This is a genomic window from Microbulbifer maximicatervae (SeqCode), assembly GCF_052466985.1.
On record NZ_CP174298.1, the window covers coordinates 733,524 to 754,821 of the forward strand.

Annotated in this window: 18 protein-coding genes; 12 read left to right on the forward strand and 6 right to left on the reverse strand. The window is 47.6% G+C overall.

Annotated elements, in window-relative coordinates; translation table 11 throughout:
* Window positions 1–21 precede the first annotated feature (21 nt).
* The 3 genes from ACJJI3_RS03230 (at window position 22) to ACJJI3_RS03240 (ending at window position 4,280) form a co-directional block, all read left to right on the forward strand.
* Complete coding sequence (locus ACJJI3_RS03230; protein WP_444917427.1) at window positions 22–327, forward strand: hypothetical protein; 306 nt, start codon at window positions 22–24, stop codon at window positions 325–327.
* 407 nt (window positions 328–734) lie between these two features.
* Entirely contained in the window at window positions 735–2,621 is a 1,887-nt protein-coding gene (locus ACJJI3_RS03235) for a hypothetical protein (protein WP_444941487.1), read from the forward strand.
* Window positions 2,622–3,575: 954 nt separating this feature from the next.
* Window positions 3,576–4,280, forward strand: a complete 705-nt coding sequence (locus ACJJI3_RS03240; RefSeq protein ID WP_444941488.1) for a hypothetical protein — start codon at window positions 3,576–3,578, stop codon at window positions 4,278–4,280.
* A 403-nt stretch (window positions 4,281–4,683) separates the two neighbouring features.
* Here the strand turns inward: ACJJI3_RS03240 and ACJJI3_RS03245 are convergent, their stop codons facing one another.
* Both ACJJI3_RS03245 and ACJJI3_RS03250 read right to left on the reverse strand, forming a co-directional pair.
* Window positions 4,684–5,601, reverse strand: coding sequence for a helix-turn-helix transcriptional regulator (locus tag ACJJI3_RS03245; protein WP_444941489.1), 918 nt, complete (start codon window positions 5,599–5,601; stop codon window positions 4,684–4,686).
* A 1,547-nt stretch (window positions 5,602–7,148) separates the two neighbouring features.
* A complete protein-coding gene (locus ACJJI3_RS03250; RefSeq protein ID WP_444941490.1) occupies window positions 7,149–7,535 on the reverse strand; it encodes a hypothetical protein in 387 nt (128 codons plus the stop codon).
* Between the two features lie 355 nt (window positions 7,536–7,890).
* On the opposite strand from ACJJI3_RS03250, the gene ACJJI3_RS03255 reads away from it, so the two are divergent.
* Window positions 7,891–8,115: a hypothetical protein gene (locus ACJJI3_RS03255; RefSeq protein ID WP_444941491.1), complete on the forward strand. Its 225-nt coding sequence runs from the start codon at window positions 7,891–7,893 to the stop codon at window positions 8,113–8,115.
* Between the two features lie 17 nt (window positions 8,116–8,132).
* Here the strand turns inward: ACJJI3_RS03255 and ACJJI3_RS03260 are convergent, their stop codons facing one another.
* A complete protein-coding gene (locus ACJJI3_RS03260; protein WP_444917422.1) occupies window positions 8,133–9,263 on the reverse strand; it encodes a hypothetical protein in 1,131 nt (376 codons plus the stop codon).
* 623 nt (window positions 9,264–9,886) lie between these two features.
* Window positions 9,887–10,375 carry a hypothetical protein gene (locus tag ACJJI3_RS03265; RefSeq protein ID WP_444917421.1) on the reverse strand — a complete coding sequence of 163 codons (489 nt, stop codon included), beginning with the start codon at window positions 10,373–10,375 and terminating at the stop codon, window positions 9,887–9,889.
* A 1,331-nt stretch (window positions 10,376–11,706) separates the two neighbouring features.
* Here ACJJI3_RS03265 and ACJJI3_RS03270 point away from each other — a divergent pair.
* The gene (locus ACJJI3_RS03270; RefSeq protein WP_444941492.1) at window positions 11,707–13,287 is read left to right on the forward strand and encodes a bifunctional AfsR/SARP family transcriptional regulator/alpha/beta hydrolase; all 1,581 of its coding nucleotides are present in this window, start codon (window positions 11,707–11,709) and stop codon (window positions 13,285–13,287) included.
* A gap of 174 nt (window positions 13,288–13,461) precedes the next feature.
* Here ACJJI3_RS03270 and ACJJI3_RS03275 read toward each other — a convergent pair whose 3' ends face one another.
* Window positions 13,462–13,794, reverse strand: a complete 333-nt coding sequence (locus ACJJI3_RS03275; protein ID WP_444941493.1) for a hypothetical protein — start codon at window positions 13,792–13,794, stop codon at window positions 13,462–13,464.
* A gap of 1,106 nt (window positions 13,795–14,900) precedes the next feature.
* Here ACJJI3_RS03275 and ACJJI3_RS03280 point away from each other — a divergent pair.
* The 7 genes from ACJJI3_RS03280 to ACJJI3_RS03310 all read left to right on the forward strand — a co-directional run bounded on the left by ACJJI3_RS03280 (window position 14,901) and on the right by ACJJI3_RS03310 (window position 20,670).
* Window positions 14,901–15,092: a hypothetical protein gene (locus ACJJI3_RS03280; RefSeq protein ID WP_444917418.1), complete on the forward strand. Its 192-nt coding sequence runs from the start codon at window positions 14,901–14,903 to the stop codon at window positions 15,090–15,092.
* Between the two features lie 841 nt (window positions 15,093–15,933).
* Window positions 15,934–16,296: a hypothetical protein gene (locus ACJJI3_RS03285; RefSeq protein ID WP_444941494.1), complete on the forward strand. Its 363-nt coding sequence runs from the start codon at window positions 15,934–15,936 to the stop codon at window positions 16,294–16,296.
* A gap of 368 nt (window positions 16,297–16,664) precedes the next feature.
* On the forward strand, window positions 16,665–17,291 hold the full coding sequence (locus tag ACJJI3_RS03290) for a hypothetical protein (RefSeq protein ID WP_444941495.1): 627 nt from the start codon (window positions 16,665–16,667) through the stop codon (window positions 17,289–17,291).
* A 146-nt stretch (window positions 17,292–17,437) separates the two neighbouring features.
* A complete protein-coding gene (locus ACJJI3_RS03295) occupies window positions 17,438–17,782 on the forward strand; it encodes an OTU domain-containing protein (protein WP_444917415.1) in 345 nt (114 codons plus the stop codon).
* 188 nt (window positions 17,783–17,970) lie between these two features.
* Window positions 17,971–18,603 carry a hypothetical protein gene (locus ACJJI3_RS03300; protein ID WP_444941496.1) on the forward strand — a complete coding sequence of 211 codons (633 nt, stop codon included), beginning with the start codon at window positions 17,971–17,973 and terminating at the stop codon, window positions 18,601–18,603.
* A 321-nt stretch (window positions 18,604–18,924) separates the two neighbouring features.
* On the forward strand, window positions 18,925–19,737 hold the full coding sequence (locus ACJJI3_RS03305; RefSeq protein WP_444917413.1) for a hypothetical protein: 813 nt from the start codon (window positions 18,925–18,927) through the stop codon (window positions 19,735–19,737).
* A 540-nt stretch (window positions 19,738–20,277) separates the two neighbouring features.
* Window positions 20,278–20,670, forward strand: coding sequence for a hypothetical protein (locus ACJJI3_RS03310; RefSeq protein ID WP_444917412.1), 393 nt, complete (start codon window positions 20,278–20,280; stop codon window positions 20,668–20,670).
* 432 nt (window positions 20,671–21,102) lie between these two features.
* Here the strand turns inward: ACJJI3_RS03310 and ACJJI3_RS03315 are convergent, their stop codons facing one another.
* A complete protein-coding gene (locus ACJJI3_RS03315) occupies window positions 21,103–21,243 on the reverse strand; it encodes a hypothetical protein (protein WP_444917411.1) in 141 nt (46 codons plus the stop codon).
* Window positions 21,244–21,298 lie beyond the last annotated feature (55 nt).

The following is a 21,298-nucleotide window of genomic DNA, read 5'->3' on the forward strand; positions in this document are numbered from 1 at the left end:
CAAGATAGGGAGTCTAATATTATGCGCACACTGCTTTTTACTATTGGGTTGGCACTTTCAATAATCGCCCATGCAGGGGAGCACTTTAGCGGAATCGTTGAGGAAGAAATAGTTTTCGACACAATAGATATTGATAAGTCGGAGTACTTTTTTTCTATTAAAGATGAAAGCTCAGGTAGTTACTACTTGATAAATTCTGGGCAGGCAAGGAATAAAGGCGTAGGCATAGGAGATCGCGTTACTTTTTATGGTACGGCTAAAGGTAACCGTATTGATAATATAGAAAGTGTAAAAGTGCTGAAAAAACATGATCGGGATGATCTTTAAGGCGGCTAGTATTTAGTGAAGATAAGGGGCCCTAGAAAGGCAAGGTGATCGACACACGTTTGTCTACCGCAGCTTTAGTGGGCTCCAGCAAACTCAATTTTCTTTGCGGCCTGGTATTAATGTGAAATACCATATTGTTAATCTGTCTTTTTGGCAGTTTGTTGATTTTTATCAATTTCACAAGGTAACAGTTTATTAGTACGTTATTGATTTCGCTGATGCTTCGCACTTGCAGAATATTGCTACTTGTATATAGAAATACCTTTTTTGCCAGGGGCTCTTTCGTAAAGGCCGGCAGTATTGCATTGATATTTCACTGACAATTACAAAGTGCAACAAAATTAAAGGACCATAAAGAAAAGTTTGGATACTCCTCCGGTGATAATAGAACAATACGTTAGGTAAATATGACCAGCCAATATTTAAAAGCCATTGTTATAGCAGTACTTCTTTCTTTCCTGGCGGCCTGTAGCGGCGGGGGATCGGGTAGCGATGATTCGGCCACTGAAACGCCAGCTGTCGAAGACCCACCGGCTGAAGACCCACCGGCTGAAGACCCACCGGCTGAAGACCCACCGGCTGAAGACCCACCGGCTGAAGATCCACCGGCTGAAGACCCGCCCGCTGAAGATCCACCGGCTGAAGATCCGCCGGCCACATCAAATGCCGTGCGGGATTTTGCGCTCGACTTTGAACCGATAAAGGTGTTCCGTTTCACCTGGACTGATGCTGCGAACGCCAGCCATTACCACCTATTGGAAAACCCCGACGGGCTCTCCGGTTTTACCCGGGTTGCAGAGGATATTCCGCAGGGGAGTGAAACCTTGGCACTGGAGGTGCCGCTCTATGCGCGGACCAATGCGCAATACTTGATTCAGGCATGTAGTGGGCAGGGTGACCAGGAGCGGTGCACCGACTCAGAGCCGCTGTCGGTTAGTGATTCTTTGGATTCTGCGGTGGGTTATTTTAAAGCCAGCAATACCAATGGATATGATTTCTTTGGAGGCTCTGTCAGTCTCAGCGCTGATGCTAACACCCTGGCAGTAGGGGCGCCTGGTGAGGGCAGTGGTGCCTCGGGAGTCGATGGCGATCAGGACAATAATGAGTTTCCGCTTTCTGGTGCGGTTTATATGTTTGCGCGACAGGATGCTCGCTGGGTGCAGCAGGCCTACCTCAAGGCCAGTAATCCCCCGGTTTCGGGCAGCTTTGGTAATTCTGTCAGTCTCAGCGCCGATGGTTCCAGCTTGGCAGTCGGTACTCGACCACAAGGCGCCAGTTCCTCTTGGGACGGCCCTGCAGCAGTGTATATTTTTATACGGCAGGATAATAGCTGGGCGCAACAAGCCTATTTGGAGGGTGATAGCGATACCAATAACTCCTTTGGTTTGTCAGTTAGTCTCAGTGCCGATGGCAACACCTTGGCGGTGGGTGCACCTTATGAAATAGCTAGTGCCAATGAGGATCAGGAGGATCAGGAGGATAGCGAGGCCGAAACTGCTGGCGCAGTTTATTTATTTACACGGCGGGACGACAGCTGGGAGCGGCAGGCGTACCTGAGCGCCGCTAATGCTGATACAAGTAAGCACTTTGGTTGGTCTGTCAGTCTCAGTGCTGATGGCAACACCCTGGCGGTGGGAACCCGCTATGAGGGGGGGGCGGTATATTTGTTTGCCCGCCAGAGTGATGCATGGATTCAGGAAACCTACCTGAAGGCTAACAGTATCGATGAAGTTGACGAGAGAGGTGTTTCAGTCAGCCTCAATGCTGATGGCAATGTTCTGGCGGTGGGGATGCCCAGTGATGCCAGTGGTGCTACAGGTGTCGGTGGTATCCAGGGCAGCATTGGAGCGGAAGATTCGGGCGCAGTTTACCTGTTTGTACGGCAGGGAGCTGGCTGGATGCAGCAGGCCTATCTCAAGGCCAGTAATGCCGAAGCGGGCGATTTCTTCGGCAGGTCGGTAAGCCTTAGTGCCGATGGCAATACCCTGGCGGTAGGCGCCGACAATGAGCATAGCAAGAGTCGGGGGGTTAATAGAGAGCAGTACAATAACCAATTAGAGGGCGCGGGCGCGGTTTATGTGTTTACCCGGCAGGGGGCCAGCTGGACGCAGCAGGCTTATGTAAAGGCAAGCAATACAGATTTACATGCATTTTTTGGTATATCTGTAAATCTCAGCGCCGATGGCGCTACCCTGGCGGTGGGCGCTTATGGTGAGTCCAGTAATGCCACCGGGATCAATGGTGACCAGCGCAATATTGACGCCACCTCTGCTGGTGCAGTCTATATTTATTAATTACCGCTCGGCCTTGTAAGGCCATCCCCCGCCGCTTTGGGTGGGGGCTCGAATAGCGGGTATTACCCACCGTTTAAAAATGATAGTGTCCTGGCTTTTTGCCTGGCCAGCAGAGCCTTGTTGGCTATTGGAACCTTGATTAATTTTCCTTCTCCGAGGCAATAGGGTTTCAGCAGTTCAACACCGTTTTTATAGTTCCCGCACCCGCAGAAACTAAGGAGCCTCTGAATAACTCCGTAATGCCTCTGCGGGTCTTGAAGGCTGCAGATGTTAGGCGCAGCTCGCCGTGAATGGCCGTAGTCCTTTGCAAGAGCTGCAACGCAGCAGCTGTGGCCTTCAAGGCCCGCCCTTCGGGGCTTGCAAAGCGATGCACACTCCGCGTTGCGACTTCTTGAAAGGTCTAGACATTCCTGCGAAGCCGCGCCTTGATTGTGAACCGCTCTGCATGCCAGAGATATCACGGAGTTATTCAGAGGCTCCCTAAGAAGGTTCATATGCGGGCCCGGTAACTTTGTGGATTTTTTAAGGCTATGGAGAGTCGTACTTACTGCTGCTAATAGGAGGGCGAAGTAAACCAGTCATCTCTGTGTCGGTCTCGATGGCTGAAAAGGTCTGATGCAATGTCTGCGCTCTCCACCGCTCGCTCTTCGGGATTCCCCGGGGCTTCCTGGATATTTCGCTTTAAAATGCCAGCGCATTCAAGTTGAGTGTTAGTGTTTATGTGGGCGGGGCAACCATTACCTACTGATTGGGCTTAGACAATCCTGCCTGTTGGGACCTGGCCCTGGTGTTATTCTCCCTGGAAAGCGCAGGGTGGAGTGCCTTATTCGCATGGACACCAATCTGGCGGCAGTACCCTTCGCTACCGAAGGCGTTTATCAGGTGGCCGAAAAGACTACAATCTAAAAAAACAAATTAAATCTGAAAGATTTAATTGGCCAATGGTCCCTACAATTGGATGTATCTATCTCGATATGCCTGTGCTTACTAATCAAAAGCGCTCATCTGGCAGATCCGATAATTATTACCGTTGACAAAGAAGGTACACTGATGGCCGGTCCGCGCATTAGCCGCAAAAAACCACAATTGAGATCTAGTGAGGGGGCGCCCGATACTGGGCAGAGCAAAAAAAAGGAAAGCTATTTTTCAAAGTTGAAAGAAAGAATCTTGAAATCCATGGGGGGCTTGAGAAGGGCACCTAATTCTAAAGGGGGGCAGCCAAAAAGTCCGTTAAAAATACAGCCGGTTAATCTCGGGAAAGAAGAGGGTGAGAAAGATATGACTCCCTCGGAAAAAAGCAAGCACTCACTAATGACCAGTAAAGGCCTTGAATTTAAAAAAACGGCCATTGGCGAAACGCCAGGGGAGGCTACAAGTCAGGATTCCAGGCTGAAAGAAAAAATACTGGCACTTGCAGATAGTAATTCTGAATCTTTATCATCGGATGCCGAAGATCTTCCACCGCCTCTAAAAGAGGCTTCGAAAGCTGATGAGCTTGAAGATGCTTTGAAAGCTTATGAGCTTGATCAGCTGGGTGACCCTGATGAACTAATTGCAGAAATTCGAAATGGCGAGACTGACTCTGACTCTTCTTCAGAAGCTTCTGATTTTGGCTACCTCTATGAGAAATTCCTGGTGCCTTCGGGGCATAGAATATAAACCCATACGACAATTTTGATGATCTTACGCTCGTATCCTGGCGGGAGACACTGACTCTTCAAAGCTGAGCGATGTAGGAACCCTAGCGAAGTAACAACCGGAGAGGGGGGATATAGGTGGCACTACTAAAGCTCTATCATAGTGGGATACTAAAAAGCGTGCGAACATCGGGAGCTTCAAAAGCAGCAAGGCACAGGTTTAAGACTGATCTTCAACAATAGCCAACAACACCTAACACATATAACCTTCAGGCTAGGCAGGGAGACTGTAGATTTATTTACAGGCTCTTTAGTAATTCTAAGCTGCCTGGGGAAGCCGTAGTTTTTCTGGTTCTGGCTCGCAGTCGAGTATCGCTAGGCTAATGATACTCGACACTCTATTTGCCATTAAATAGGCCGAAATATCACGCTTTTTGGGCGATTTGTTTTGCCTCGGTAGGCGTGAAGCCATATTTAGCTTTGTAAGTCTGTGTGAAATATGACTGGCTGGAAAAGCCTGATTCCTCGGCAATATCTACGAGCCGCATATTGGTGGTGCGCAATTTAAAGTCTGCGTGACGAAGACGCTGCTCAATGAGCCACAATTTAGGAGAGATGCCATTAAATACCAGCCTAAATTTTCTCCTAAATAAGGTTAGGCACATTCCAATATTTTCGGCATACATGGCTACGGTCCAGCACTTGGTGGCATTTTCCTCCATATAGCGTTTAAAGCTATGGATCTCAGGATTTGCCCTGTCAAGGAGTTCGCCTGCAAGAATTTGGCCGTGTGTACTGCTTAATTTTAAGAGTAACAATTCTTCCAGCTTTAATGCACTCAGTTGATTGTCGCCAAGCTGCTTAACCAGCTTAAAGGATGACAAAGTCAGGTCAGTTAAATGGCAGTTGGGGAATATAATTGGCGTACTCCCTTCAGGGAACATTGGTTTTTCGACGGTGATCCTGTGTTTCTCGCTGTGCAACGAATGGTTATATCTTTTGCAGAAGCGGTTGAGCATGGTTTCCCGGATGCCGACAGCCACGATAACCGCGTGTTGGCCGCTACTGGTGTTGCTAAGTTTACAGCTGTGTCCTGAACCCGCTAGCCAAACCTGCCCTTTTAAAAGCTCAAAGGGGCTATTGCGAGAGGTGACCTTCGCATAGCCGGTGTCCATGATGATCAGGTTTAAAAAAGGGGAAAGACTTAATTCAATAGATTTTCCGGGCGGAACCAGCAGCGTCTGTATCTCAAATAAATCCCCACAATGTTGACATTCGACAACTATCTCCGTGGCCGTCAGTTTGCTCAGCCTCTCGTAAGAGGAGTATTCAATGCTTTTCACTTCTTAGTATTAAACCACTTTCTGATTAAGTCTTTAGGTATGAGTTTTACTGCTTTAATTGGCAATTCATTTGGGCTGTTCAGGGTTTACTGGTACAGGGGGTTGGGCGTAGGGCTGCGCACAGGTTGGAATGACTCCCGCCTGAAGAGAGGCCCTAAATCCATTGTGGCAACACTTAATGATGGCTATTGTATTCGGGGTTTGGAGCCATGTTTTGTGTGATTGTTCGACATTCATCCCATACTATCCCTACTGTCACTCAGTACTGGCCGGTCTAGCCCTAATGTTACGTTTTCTAATGCTGAACGCTTTAGGTTTCGCGTTGACTTCTTTTGATCTCGGTCTTTTTGATGGTGCTTAAAGGGCACTACAGCCAAGCATCACCACTAAACAACGGTTTAAGGGAACTCGAAAAGTTCCACACGGATATTGCAGCGTTGTTCAGCTGGAAGCCGTGCTGCGATTAGGCCAAATTCGAGCCGCCCGATAACGGGATTGAAACTTTCATCTCCCAGGGGGGGCTTCATTGGCATAAAGTTCCGACTTGATAACTTGGGGAAAGTATCGTTACTGGCGACCCAAGCCTGGTCTTGCCGCCAGCACCTTCCCCTGTACCTGAGAGGCACAAGAACACCGATCCTAACGGACTATCGTTTGAACCAGCGTTGAAATTTAACCTCCAATCATTCTTTATCCTGGTGAAATTGATTTAGATCAAGTTGGGGCTTTGGATTTTAAGAGTGTTTGATTTTCGAAATGTTATATAAGCAGTATGGCTGGCATTAAGGAGCCTCTGAATAATTCCGTAATATCTCTGCGGGCCTTGAAGGCTGCAGATGATAGGCGCAGCTCGCCGCGAATGGCCATAGCCCTTTGCAAGAGTTGCAACGCAGCAGCTGTGGCCTTCAAGGCCCGCCCTATGGGGCTTTCAGAGCGATTCACACTCCGCGTTGCAACTTCTTGAAAGGTCTAGACATTCCTGCGAAGTCGCGCCTTGATTGTGAACCGCTCTGCAAGCCAGAGACATCACGGAATTATTCAGAGGCTCCCTAAATTTAGAGGCTTTTCAGTGATACATACTATGTCGGTGAATTTTTCAATGATCAGTTTGCTGGATTCTCGCAACAGTCGATACAATTGGACAGTATTTCCTGGGCGCAGGGGCGCAGGGGCGCAGGGGCGCAGGGGCGCAGGGGCGCAGGGGCGCAGGGGCGCAGGGGCGCAGGGGCGCGAGGTTACATCAGGATTGGATTGTTGCTGGGGGAAAGTAACGGTAGAGCCCGTATTTGCCAGGGCCGCCCTCTATAGAAAAGACCAGAATCGATTCCATCTTTATAGCACAAATGGCCATTTCAGCCCTGAACCGTATGCGGGAGCCTGAAGCGCGGTCTTGATAAGGCCGCACTTACAGCTTAACCAGCAATTTTTACTGGCAGTAAATTTCAATCTCGCCCTGAGGGGATGGCTAGCTCACCTTTCGTGATCGCTAACTATCGGGCGATAACTTACCGTATTGATATAGATGGCGCTTTAAATTATTCGAACACTCAGCTGTCAGTTCCAATGGACTTTCCAATTTCCATGCGATCCGCCCCCTGCTTTTTTAACAAATCAGAAATTGTGGTAGAGACGTGACCGGATTTTCTATGCTCAATGTACTCCGTTTTACCCTTTGTCGATGAAAGATCATCTTCACTTCTTACTGGTTCTACATATGAGTTTTTAGGCAGGTTGCATGTTCTTCGGCTATGGAATCCATACTTCTCCCTAAAGCGGTTTACTGCGGAAAAGAAACTTTTCTTTACGCCCGCTAGCAGCTTGGAAAAGCTGCTTTTATTCCCATCCTGTTCGTTTGTTGCGGGGGCGCCGCCATTGACTGCATTCAAACTTGTTGTGGAAGCTGCTCTGCTATTTGCTTGACCTACTCCAGCCATTCTTATACTCCTGGCATAACTTAAATTAGGTGTTGAGATTTAGTGGATGAGCTAGGTTTGATTAAGATCATTACCGCTGCATCATTCAGGTTAAATATTATGGAAATTTATCGATTAAGTCTTTTAGATTTGACCTGGAATTTTAGTTTCTGGACATATTTTGAATGGTTGCCAATGGCTTGAGTGGTTGGTCGATTCCAGTGTTTTTGGGCTAAGGAGCCTCTGAATAACTTCGTGATACCTCTGGTATGTAGAGCGGTTCACAATCAAGGCGCGGCTTGGCAGGAATGTCTAGACCTTTCAAGAAGTCGCAATTCGGAGTGTGAATCACTCTGCAAGCCCTAAAGGGTGGCTCTTGAAGACCACAACGGCTGCGTTGCAGCTCTTGCTAAGGATTAAGGATATTCGCGGCGAATTGCGCCTAACCTCTGCAGACTTCAAGACCTGCAGAGGTACTGCGGAGTTATTCAGAGCTTTCTTTGTTCTCGTTAACGATGGTTATTTATCCGGCCGTCGAAGAAAGCTCTGCGGCTCCATTACCCTATCGTGGCAGGCAATGGGTACCGGAAGGGTTTATTGAGTGGCCCAGGCTAATGCTCAATCTCCGACATAGACTACGCTATCGAAATCCTCGATCATAGGTTCTACGTAGTTTTCAATTTTCTCTTTATTATTTTCCAACTGACAGTGGACCTGGTTTAAGTAGTCCTCCGCAAGGGCGAGTAATGTAGAAAAGTCTCCTTTTGCTTTGCCCGTATCTTCTCCCTGGCCGGGATATACTGCGCCGCCTTTAATTATGGTTGTTTGAGGCGCACCCGTATGTACTCTTTGTAAAAGATCACTTAACTTTTTCCCCTGGTTGGCAATGTTTTGTGGGAGGTTGTTGTTTAGGGTCTGTATCTGTTCACGCTCATAGTCTAGTGTGCCCGTGTCATCTATATCGACTAATTGTTTAAGGGCTACATCGTAAGTAGTAATCGCCTTCTTAATTTGGTCAATATTGCTATGCCAGTGAGGGAGGTCCAAGGGCTTCTTTCCCTCTAACTGAGAATAAATCATTGCGATGGGGGTTTTATAATCCGATTTTAATAGTGAATCGATTTTATCCTTGAGGGAGATGTTTTGTTGTCCCAGTGCTAGTTTTCTGAGGGGATCTTGTTGGCGGGCTTGTGTGGGGCGCACGCGACGAAAATAATCACCCCTTTTCGGCTTTAGCTTTCCGCCTCTTGGCATCAGTGCTTTTTTCCGGTTTTGTTTCAGTTGCTCCTTGGGTGAGAGGTCTGCCTCACTCTCGGCGGCCTTTGCTTGGCAGGCCATTTCCTGCTTAACGTGCAGTTGCAGTTGCTTATCATCCATTTTTTGGAGCTCTTCCAGATATTTGGCAGTCTCTTTCTGGGAATTGCGATATTTTCGCTCAAGCACTTTGTCTCCCCCCAAAGGTTTTTTCAGAGATTCCAAACTATTTTTTGTGAGTTGAAATCTTTCAAATCCCTTTGCAAAAGCAGATTTCTTTTGGACTTGGTGCTTCCTGGTGGAAAAAGTAGATGAAGGTCCACCCTGTTTGCCGCTGGTATCAGCATTTCGACGCTCGTTATTGGGGCGGCTGGATTGGGCGTTGGGTTTGCGTGATTTAGTGATGCACATACAGATTCCTTGCTTATACCGGCGTTGTGAAGATGGTTGATAGCCAGGATAATAATTGACCTGCACTGTGTCTTTCGAATTCATTGAGGATTTTTAGGTTTCGGTCAAATTTCCACATTGTGTGGAGTGAGACTGGGGGTTTACCAATAATGCCAAAATATTCGATCACTCCCTGCCTGTTGGTGGCAATATTTAGGGAGTAATTAACCTCTGAACAACAAAGCTGGATAGTCTACTGAGTATTATTTCCAGGTTGTATGGATCGCTAGGCAGTGGCTAATTATATCGAGGGCGGGTTGGTATTAGGAGTCGCTGACTATAGTGAGTATTTGCCAGGGCTGCACCATATAGCAAAAATAGCGCTCTCCACTCCGGGCTAAAAAAATAGTTGCTTACCCTTGTGTCTGATATTTGTAGCTTAGCCTTTAATTTAACTGGCGGGAAGCAGCTGCTTCACTCTTTGTAAATAAATGGCTTTAAATTGCGCTTCCGCCAGTGATAACAAATATGTTACCAATTAAAGGGGAGTCATTTGGTTGGGTTAAATATTTAGTCATTGGGCGGTTATTTCTTTATTCTGTCGAATGCAGGCTATGAATTTGTAGAAGAATTTTATTTGTTGGATGTTTCCTTTTATATGGCAAGCCTGCCACCGGGAATGCCTGGACCAGAAAAGCTATCCAGGCTGCCCGCCTTAACGGATATATTTAGTCTCCATTGGTAGCGAGGAGAAACTCTCCCGCTACGGGGAGAGCATTTTTTTCTTCATCCGGTACATCTTCTATTTTAGTGGCATCCGGAACCTCGAAGGATGTAGGGTCATGTTCCGGTACCAAAGGGTATGCTTTGTTTGGGTCCTCAATTGTTATCTCAGATGCTTCTGCGGTATATTCGGCTGAATCATGTGTAATTCGGGAGTTTACACTTCTTTGAGTTACGCCTTCATTGATTTGTGATTCGTACTGCGCCTGGTAAAGTGAAGAGCGATGATTGAGTGCCCTTTCTGGGCGTTGAAGCCCTATCATGCGCTTCAAGGCGTTTACTGCGGAAGCGAACCATTTTTTTGCGCTCTCTAGTAGCTTTGAAAATGTGCCTCTATTCCCGCCTGCTCTGTTTCTGCTAGGGTCATTTTGAATTTCCGGTACAGTGCCTGATACGTGCGCTGATCTATGTGAAAGTTGACCTACTCCGGGCATGTTGCACTCCTGGTGAAATTTAAGATAAGTACTGAGGTTTAACGGATGGGCCAAGCTGGGCTGGAGCCATTGCTATAGCTTCATTCAGGTTGGATCTTATATTAATTTTATCGGGTAAGTCTTTTGAGTTTGACCGTAATTTTTAGTTTATGGGCATAATTTGAGTTGCTGCCAGGGATTGAGAGGGTGGGTCGAATTCAGTAGCTATCAGCTTGAGCGTGCGGTGTTCTCGGGGGAGCTGGAATTGTCGCTATTACCATAATACAGAGCGTCTTATGGTGGCGTTTGATTTTTTTGCAGTCACTGGAGATACCTGCGGGCTTCTTGTGTTTTTCACTAAAACCGAAATACTAAAAATAGGACGAAATCCGGAAGGCGATTGAATTATAGAGAAGTGAGTTTTCCCTGATAGGTAGCGTTACTTGCGCGCCTGACTTGAAAGTTTGATTGTAAAGAAATGTATATGCCCCAGCCCGAGTGAAAGTACCGTTTTGGTGGTACTTGATATTTCATGTAAGGGGGGATCTCAAACCTACCTGAAAGCGACTTATAGCAGGATTATCACCATTGATAAGGAGGTGCAAATTTGGTGCGCCACGACAGGCATATGGAACCCCTTGCATAAGTTCGGCACCTGCGCTGGCTGAAGAAGAATTTCCGGCTCCCATGTATTTCGGGTGAAGTCTGTGAGTCCGGCAGAACAAAAGAGGGGGTAGTAGCCAGGTTTTCGAGATAGTTGCCCAGCCTGGTTGGGGGTATAAAGAATTTTTTCCCTGACTCAAAAGTACCAATATCGATAGGCTCTTTGGGGGTACTCCCAAGTATCCCAATAGAGCCCAAACTTAAAGTTGCCCGGCTCATTCCGTATCAACATTTTGTAAAGTATAATGCCGCTATTGTATCAAGCCTCAGTTCTGCCCGCGTGACCTGCTGCCTAGACCGAATAGTCAATTCCATATTTTAGTATCCGCACTGTTGCACGGGCTCCCTGCTTATAGACCATGCAAGGCAGGGAAATAACGACTGGGGCTCCTTCAGGACCTGATACCCTATTTAAGGAAGAGGTTGGTTCTCTGAATAGTTCCACGCTCTCTGTGTGTCTCTAAGGCCCACCTTGGGGTTTTTCTAAGCTGCGTTGTGGCTCCTTACCTGCGGCCTGGTAGCGACTGCTCTGAAAGCAATGAGCACTACGGAATTATTCAGAAGCGCCCTGGGAGTTGTTTTGATGTATTTGGAGTGTTAATGCGCGCTTTCTCACCCGCTTCTATAAGGCTAATTTTACATTTAGCTGATACCACTGAACCTATGGAGGGGCTTCTGCGGTTATGTGTATGACGGTCAAAATGCTCGGAGAGCTGACGATTTACTGTGATGGAGAGCTGCTCAATTTGCCGAAGTCCAGAAGGACAAGGGCACTTTTGGCCTTTTTGATTATGGCCGCTCGGCCACACCGTCGCGATCGGCTGTGTGAAGTCTTTTGGAAAATGCCTGATGATCCAAGGGCATCGCTGCGGTGGTCATTAAGTAAAATACGGTCGGTTGTTAATCATCCTGGTGCCGAGCGCCTAATTGCGGATCGGGAAAGAGTCAATTTAAAAGGGGATGATTTTCTGGTTGATATCAGCGTTATCGCAACGCAGCTGGAATCACCAGGATTATCAGCCGGCAAACTCAAAGCCATTTATACTGATCTAAAAGAGCCGTTTCTAGAGGGGATGGATTTGCCGGACCAGCCGTTATTCCAGGAGTGGCTGCGCGGCGAGCGGGAGGAAGTAGGGCGTCTGCGTGGTAGCGTTCTGTCGCGCCTATCAGTGCATCCAGATGTACCAATACCCGACCAGCTGAGATGGGCGCGAGCCTGGGAGGCTCTTGAGCCGTTTAACCCCCAGGCAGCGACAAACCTGCTTAAGTGTTTGGATAAGCTGGACCTAAAGCGTGAGCAGGCAAGGCTGCGCCCCGCTTTGGTGGACAGGTTTCGCAAGGCTGGATTAGCCTGGACCCCATTTGTGTCAAGTGCCATCACGGGCAACCGGGAGACCGCTGGCAATCCAGTTCTGGAGCGTAAACTTCTCACGGAGCAGGAAGTTAAATTTTGTACGGCTTCCGATGGTGTGCGCATTGCGTATGCGACCTTGGGCAAGGGGCCGTCCATTGTGAAGGCTGCTAACTGGTTGAGCCATTTGGAGTATGACTGGGACTCACCGATCTGGAGCCCGCTATTTAAGGAGCTGTCGATAGATCACCAGTTTACGCGCTATGATGAGCGCGGCAATGGTCTTTCAGACTGGAATGTCGGTGATATATCTTTTGAATCTTTCGTAACGGATCTTGAGACGGTTGTTGAGGCCTGTGGTGCGGATGATTTTACCCTGCTGGGTATCTCTCAGGGGGTGGCTGTTTCTATTGAGTATGCGATACGGCATCCAGAAAAAGTAAAGCGGCTTATTTTGTTTGGCGGTTATGCAGCGGGCTGGCGGATAGGGGCTACAGAAGCTGTTGTCAAAGAAAGGGAAGCGGTAATGACTCTCACGGGGACTGGTTGGGGCAAAGATAATCCCGCTTATCGGCAAATATTCTCCTCAACCTTTATGCCAAGTGCTAATGCTAGCGAACTGGCTTGGTTTAATGAGTTTCAGCGCCTGACAACCTCCCCGGAAAATGCAGTGCGCTTCCTGTCGGTATTTAGCAGTATTGATGTTCGCTCTCGACTGAGTAAGGTAACTGTTCCTACGCTGGTTCTTCATTCTCTGGGAGATCAGCGTATTCCCGTAAAGACAGGCTACGATATTGCATCAAGTATTCCAAATTCGAAGTTTATTAGTTTGAATAGTGATGGGCACTTGTTACTGGGGCGAGAGCCGGCCTCAAAAGTATTTGTGGAGGAAGTTCGGAGGTTTATATCCAGTACTTAACCAGGGCCTCTTCCATGCGGGATCGCCGGGCTCGTAAATAGCTGTACACAGTGGTTATGCCCACGCATGTGCGATCAATGGCAGAGTGCTATTTCAGGCTATACTAATTACCATCGAGTGAAGGGGGGGTATCAGGGGAAGATGCCGCCCCCAACCGTTATACATTGCTTTTAATTACAAAAGATATACCGATAGCTCTCTAGTGGATAGATAGCGAATATCTGCTTGTGGATACTTTCGGATAATCTTCAGTGCTGCCAAGCTTGCAGAGTCTTTGTCAGGGTATCGTTCAGGCTGTTTAATATTTGATATCCTTCTGCCAGATATGAAGCGGATAACAATAATATAATGTCCTCCCCATTTCCCCCAAAATACTTTACTCGGGTACTCAGTGGGGGGAGATTGCTCTGGTGGCTCTTCCTTTTTTTTAAAGGATAACTCCGCCTCACTTTGATGCATTAATTCAGCGAGTTGATTGAGTTGTTGACTATAATCTTTGATTACCATTTTTCCTTAGCGCCAGTAAAGTCCTTTCCCATCAGTTCGCAGTCAAAACGCGATTCGCAAGGGGCTATTTTTATGATCAATTATTATGCGGAAGTTTTATAAACACAGGCACAGCGCCTTCCGCTTTTACTGCACCCTGGGATATTGCCGCCCGGAGGCGTTTAGCGTTTAAAGCGCGCTGCTTATTTGTGGTGACTTGTATAGTTGCATTGAGTTTTTATTCACTTCCTTAAGGGTAGCAATTGTATGATCTTTAGTAGATAAGGTGATCTCTCCCTGGCCTGGAAACAGGGGCTGCACTTGCTGGGAGGTAGCGGGAATAAACTGGATTATGCTCAGCTGTCCTCATTTTTGAGCGGCCTGCCTTACGCCTTGGTGCCGCTAAATTATCGTCTGGCGTTACCACTAGTTTGGCGGAGCACTACCTGCCTGTGTTGAGGCGGCAGTATTGGCTGTTTTCACGCTACATACTGCATATTTCAATAAGCGAGGTTGGGTAGGCGAATTGAACCTGCTAAAAAAGAGCAGTGCAAAACCTTAAGCAGATTAAATTTTATTACAATTTAATCCTCGAGTCTCTTAAATTTTGCTATTAGATTTTAGATTTTAGATTTTAGATTTTAGATTTTAGATTTTGGGCTTTAATGGGTGTTCCAAAGTTTCGGTACATATAAGAAGCTTTGTTGGCTGCTACTATTCCCCTTCCGCCAAAGAGGAACCTTTCCGGAATTTAGGTGCTGAGCACCTGGTGGTGCCTCGATCCAATCCCGTATTCGGCCCGCTGGACATAGCTTCCCAGGAATTACTTGCTTGCCGGCTCGGCGTGACAGCTGCGGCCTTGGGGTGCACTGGTGATTGTAAAGTACAGGCCTCGGATTGGGGCCTGGGGGCAGGTAAATATGGGCAATGGTCGTTGCGAGCTTGGCGCTACGCAGGTGCAATACAAGATTGAAAGTCAATCTGTCGGGCTTCTTTCGGGGGCATAGAATGATTGGAAAAACCAATTTCTAAAAAAATAAGTCCAAAGTTGAAAGATTAATCAGCGCCGGGCAATTACCATTAGTGCCAGAAGATGTGATATTTGTTACCGGAAGTTGAGGTATAAAATGAGCAGCGAATTTGAAATCCCCTGGATTGACTGCCGTGAGAGAGTGCCCACAAATGAAGATGCCACAAGACGTGGTATGGTTGAGGTGGTTTGGTTTGATGTAGAGGCTGGCCCGGTGCAGATCAGCTGGAAAACAGGCATTGATCACTTTGAAAAAGCCAAGAGTTATGCCGGCTGGCGCCCTCTATAATCCGCAAAGGTGGTGACTACATCTAATTTGTGGGTCTAGAGTGAGCGCGACAGGCTCGTGTGGCCCTGCTTGGTGTCATGAGGTCTGGAGAGGGTGTAATAGTCACCAGCCCTGGAGGGTGCGGCAGGGGGCTGATGCCTTGGCTTCCAAATCCTATGCTGATCCTGCTGCCCGGCCCTGGCTTTAAGGGTGGGCAGCATATTTGAGCTTGCGAGCTAAATCTTAAGCCCCCAATCAATCCCTGCGGAGTCAAGCGTGGCCGGCAGCCAGGCGGGAAGCCTTTGCGCTGCCTCGTAGTGCCTGCCAATGGTTCAGGTGCAGCCCGTTGACGTCTTTAAGGGGTTGGAGTACCTGGGAGGCAAGCCCTCTTTTTGGGGGCAGTCGTCGTACTTAAAAGTAGTTCCCGGCGCTTTAACTTTAATCGGGTATCACGGAGTTATTCAGGGGCTCCCTAAGTCGCAAGGAGCCAAGGAATCCTTGCCATATATCCGTCTGTGATGGGCGATGCCTCCTATCGGGCGGCTGCCTGCCTGGAGCTCTTCAGGGTGAACTTGGTTGGGACCCCTCAAAAATGACCAAAAGTCACAACTACATCAGGAAAACCTAAAGAAAAAGCGTTTTAGGTTGGGTAATCTTAGATAGTGTCACTTAGTCTTCCCGCTGGGAAGGGAAATTATTAATTGGGTGGTTCTATTAATGCTGCATCAATTGGAGCGAAAGAGTTGGACGCACTGCGTGGGGCTAAAGTTGGTCTCTGTAAGGCAGCTGCACCCTTCAGGACCAGGTGTGAGCTGGAAACCCTGCCTCTATAGCAACCATTTAATCGAGAGCCTATTTTATTATGTCAAATAGTATAAAGTTAAATGGAGCCCACACTGCCCCGGGGGCTCGCATAGATGGTTGTGGTGCTGCCCCCTTAAGCCAGGATGCACAAAAGGTCTCTAGCACCTTTGCAAAAAATCGCCAGACAGAGGTTGTGGCCGATGTTGCCCCCTCTCAGAGCCAGCCTTTCTCCAGTCCCAGGTCTATCGATAAGGTGGATGCGCACACTGTCCCCGGGGGGGAGAAAAAAGTTTTACGTGACCTCTTTCGCGGCATGAGCGATATAGTTTCGATCGATAATTCTTCGAGTCCGGCGGAGAAAGTTAAGCAGCTAAAAGACATTATACAAGTGGCTGATAAAAAGCTTGCCGGGGGCGATTGATAGCTCAATTGCTGGGAGCGCAAGCCCACTGCTTTTTGTTGAATTGAATTTTAATTACCTCTAGATAACTTGGGGAGAGATCGCGTATGGGCCTACATCTGCCTTCAATTTCGGGACTGACTTCCGCCATTAAAACCGACCCGGCACTACTTAAGCAAGTGGAAAGCATGAGTAGCGTTCAAAAGCTAAGGATTGGCGCACAGCTGATTTTTAAGGGTCTTACCAGTTGGGCATCTCCGCCCCGGGGCAAAGACAGGGATGAAGAACCTGCTGCCCCAAAAGAAATTAGAGCTGAAACTTCAAATGTAGATCAGCAGTTGACGGAGCTTTTGACTGTAATTAGACAGTTGGCAGTTCAGCTTGGAAAGGTGATTGATAAAATCGATCCACAAAAGGGCGGATCTAGTAGCTTGCCCCAGCTTCAAGGTGAAGATGCTGCCTCGCAGAGGCAGGCGAGCGAATTGAAAGCACCAGGAAGCGCACAAGGTAAGCCTACGGTTGGGGCTCGCCATGCGCCGTTTACACTTGGAGACCTTAACAATCAGATAGGAAAGCTTAAACAAACAGAGAAGCGGGAAAGAGCACAAGGAAAGCCCCCTACTAACGGTAACCGCCTTGCTTTGACGCCTGAACTCTTAGGAGGGGCAATAGAAAACCTAAAAAAAACAAGGATGCAGGAGTTTGCGCCAATAGAGAAGACTAAACCAGCCATGGCTGGGCAGCCTACTAGCGGTAAGCGCTTTGTGATGACACGTGATGTCTTAGGGGAGGCATTACAAAGCCTAAAAAAAACAAAGGAGCGCGCGCCAATAGCGAAGTCTGAGTCAACCCCGCTTGAGCAATTCCAACAGAAGATATTTGAAATAAGAAAAGATATAGCTCCGGAAGAGTCGGGTGATAATTTGGATGATAATTGGAGTGATTTTGAGGGTGGTAGCAAGGCGGCCTCCCCCAAGGCAATGGACGACCTGAGCGATTCGCAAAAAAAAAAATAGAAGAGCTGATTGCGTTTATTAAAAAGGATCGTCAGTGGAATTCAGAAATCGGGGACTCGCTGCCTGGTTTAATTAGCGCGCATCTTAAAAGAACAATTTATGTTGTGAGTCCTAATGGTAGGGGAGGGGGCAAAAATGTAAAGAATATGCAGTGCATTCAGGTGGATGTGAAGTACCCAGGGAAAGAGCCGATATTCCTTTATCTCGATAAGCGCAAGCAGCATTACCAGCCTATGCTAAAAAAATTAAATCATCAAGGGCGGGAATCTTTCAGCTTTGCAGGCAAAGCAGGAAAGGGGGATCTTAAAACCATTCCTGTCAAGCCTGACGGGAACTGCATGTTTAATTCTGTAGCGATCGCTCTTAATCGTGAAGATAAACGCGAAGTTTGTAATAATAATTTGCTCCGCAATAGGCTGGCTGACTGGATTAGGGAAAACCCCGGACACCGCGCTGTTCAGTTTTATCTTGAAACAGATGGCTTAAAATAAGGTAAAGTTGCGAGGTCGCTTAGTGGCCTGGGGCAGTGCGGCTAAAATTCGCGTGTAACGGGCTTTGAGTTGGAGGTTAAGGGGTATTTGTTGAACCAATTTTTATAAATATCCTATTCTGAGATTGGTTAGAACTTTTAGGGAAAAGGCTTCCTAGGTATATTGTTAAAAATAAGAAGGTTAGATATATGTCGGATTTAAATGGTAGCACTCTCAGCGTTAGAGGCTCACATAGCCAAAAAGTCAACTCCCCTAATGATAATCAGGGTGCAACTCCCGCACGTGCACAACGGCAAGGGGTGTTTAGGCGAATTCGCAGCGCGCTAAGCGCTATTTTTTACAGAATGGTGTGTGTAAAAAATAGGGTTGCCCATTCCCGGCCGCAACAGATCACTGTAGAAAAGCACCCCGATAGTTCCCGGCATACACCACTAACTCCTGAGAGTTCTCATTATCGAGTGAGAGGCGAGTTCAATGGGGTTAAAGTGAATTTTAATGCAATCCCAGGTTCTTCTGAGAGCAAGGTGAATGGCGACAAGCCGGACTATACAAAAATTGATGATAGGAATTTAAGTAATATTTTTGGGCATCGTGAGGTTGGCAAGCTGGCGGTAGTTGGAGATTCCAGTAAGTGGATTGACATATTTGAAGAAGAAGCGATGGCTGCGCCGAAGGTGTCGTCGCAACCCAAAAGGCAGCCCAGTGTGCTACTCGACAGCGCAAAAGATTCCATTGATGCTTGGTTCGATAAAGCTCCTGGTGCAGAGGCGGAGAAGCGGGAAGTTGGCATTACCGGTAGTCTTCCGAGCGTACTGAAATAAGGGCGCGGAAAGCTCCAAGGAGTGTGTGAGAAGTGGAAAAGTAAATGTGCGGACTATGTTTGAGTGAAGATAGATAACGCCACTACTTGTTTTCAATAAAGCAGTCGGTAGATTATTTCTTCGGATACATATGCGCGCATATATTTCCCTTTGTATAGCGGTATCTCCAGCATACGAATTTGTAACAGTGAGGCTTATGCAGTAAGGGCTTTACTGGGAACAGTGTAATCAATTACAGCAGGTTTAATTACCCTCCCTGCTGCCAATAATTATTTTGGAAACTGAGGGGGTTTAAACAATAATTTTTTGGAGGGTGATATTTTGCCAGGAACTGTAAACAGTGCTAGCAGTAAACAATCTGTAGGAAAGGCTAGTCAATTGGAAGATGCCGGTTTAAACCGGGATAATCTGCGGTCTAAGAAGTTGTTTAGCTTTAAAACCCTTAGGGCGGGCGTAAGCAAACTCTTTTCATCAATGGCAAAGATGAAAAAAACGGTATTGTCGATGCCGAAATTTATGCGTCCAAAGTTTGTGGGGGCGAGTAATGGTGGAAAACCAAATGAAGGCCTGGAGGAATTCAGGGAAAATATGCTTAAGGATCCTATAGATCCTAATAAACGCTCTGTATTTTTATCGAAGACGTTTGGTGGTCGTAAATCTTTGTTTTTATCAGCGAAGTATAATGATCAAAAGCTTCTCCCTGAGAAGCCCGATACAAAGACGGATACCCTAGGGTTAGCGGCGAAGGTGGACTCTCGGACAGCGCCACCGCCACCGCAAAAGACACCCGCTGCGCCAGTCTTATCGCCAATTGTAGCCTCTGCTGATTTCCCTAGTGATCCTGACCTTCGGCAATTGTTTAGATATGGGCTTGGGCCGGAGGTAACACCAGCCTCTGCTGATACAAGCAAGGGTGTGGATGTCGGAGATGCTCCTGATAGCGTAACAGATTTCGATGCGCAAACATTAGTAACCGAAGAGTTCACGTCCGACTGGTGGGACGACGTTCGTGACAAGTCGGAGGCCGCTAGTGAAGGCTATGTGCGAGGGCGCGGTCGTGAAGTACCGAAGGGTTATGCAGCGGAGGTCACAAAAAACGCAATTAAAGATATCGAAAAGGAAATATTCGGATGACTATCATTTGATGATGCTCTTCCTAAAGAAGTCACTAAAAATTGAAAGGTCTATCGCTTCGGTATCTTTAGTGCAGCGTTTAAAAACAAGTGTCAGGCCCTCAGTCCGGTAACAAGGGGGATGCCGAAAGCCTTGGATTAATTGCGAGCAGTAGTGAAGCCGTAGGTTGCTACCGTTGAAAACTGGAAAGCGGCACGTTTCCCTTAATGATAGCTTGCAAAGCTGAAGCCCTGGGGCAAAGGCTTTGCGAGGAAAAGTGCAATTACCACAGGTTTAATTGCCCCGGGCGCCAATAATTGTTTTGGAAGCCTGGGGCTTAAATAATGGTTTTTTAAAGAGATATAGTTTGCCAGGAAGTGTAAAAAGCGCTAGCGGTAAGCAGGCAGTAGATACGGCCAGCAACCAGAAAGCGGCAGGTGTAAACCAGGAAAATCCGCGGCCTAAGAAGTCGTTTGGCTTTAAAAGGCTTAGGGAGAACGCAAGCAAACCGTTTTCATCATTGGCAAGGATGAAAAAACGGTATTGTCTACAGGAAAATTTATGCGTCCACAGGAGGGGGCGAGTTGCAGTGATGATTCGTTTTTCGAAAAATATTCTGACTCTATAGAGTTGGCCTTAGCGCTTCGTGATGGAAAAACAACCCGTAAGGCTCTTCATCGGCGCTGGGGGCAGTTCAAGGAGCTAGGAGATTCCAAGTCCGTGGGGAGAAGATTGCCGGGCAGAGAGCCTCATCCGGTAGAAGTTGCCTACGATAAACTAGGGCCTATCTCTTGGCAAAAGGATGAGGAGGCGGGTGTCGATAATTCCAAGCTCGATGCGAGAACATTGCCGGACGTAATATCCTGCTGTGGTTGGGAGTGCGATTCAGAGAAGGAAGGTGAGCTTGTAGTGGACGACTATTTACGGGCAGCACGTTTACAGAAAGAAAGTTAAGTTTTTTCTTCCGCTTTTGCGGGCGAAGTTCGGGGTGCGGTTCATGGGGAACTCCTGATGCTGTATAAGATACTTAACTCATGGCTTGGCCTGAAGATCTCCAGGCCGGCCATGAGTAAAGCCTTCTGCGTCTTTTCCGGTGCGCAAGGGGGGGGGTATGCCGGAAGCCCCTACGCGCACTTGCGGTCATACATCCCGGTTGATATTTATCAATTCTGCAAGCCGGTGGAGCACTATAGTGATGGCCGTGGCTTGTTGTTGGGGTGCGGTTTTTCTGGAGGTAACCCTAACTTTTGCAGGATCTCGATGCGGAGCACGAAGTGTTCTGCAGTCTTCAGCTGGCGATTGTTAAAGACTACAGCATCTGCGTTACAGGTCACGCTATTGCCCACCAACTTGAGGTCTGGCTGGATATTGTGGTGTTACTCAGGGTTATCCTCCCGTCATTAACCTGTAGTCCCAATCCCAATCCCAATCCCAATCCCAATCCCAATCCCAATCGCGCCCAAAATTCACCAGCGCTCCTCCTGCTGCCGCACTCGGGTAGTGACAAATTTCAACGGTGGTTTCCACGGTGGTTTCCACGATAGCTTCAATGGTCTCCGGGGATAATGCCTAATTAACCTAG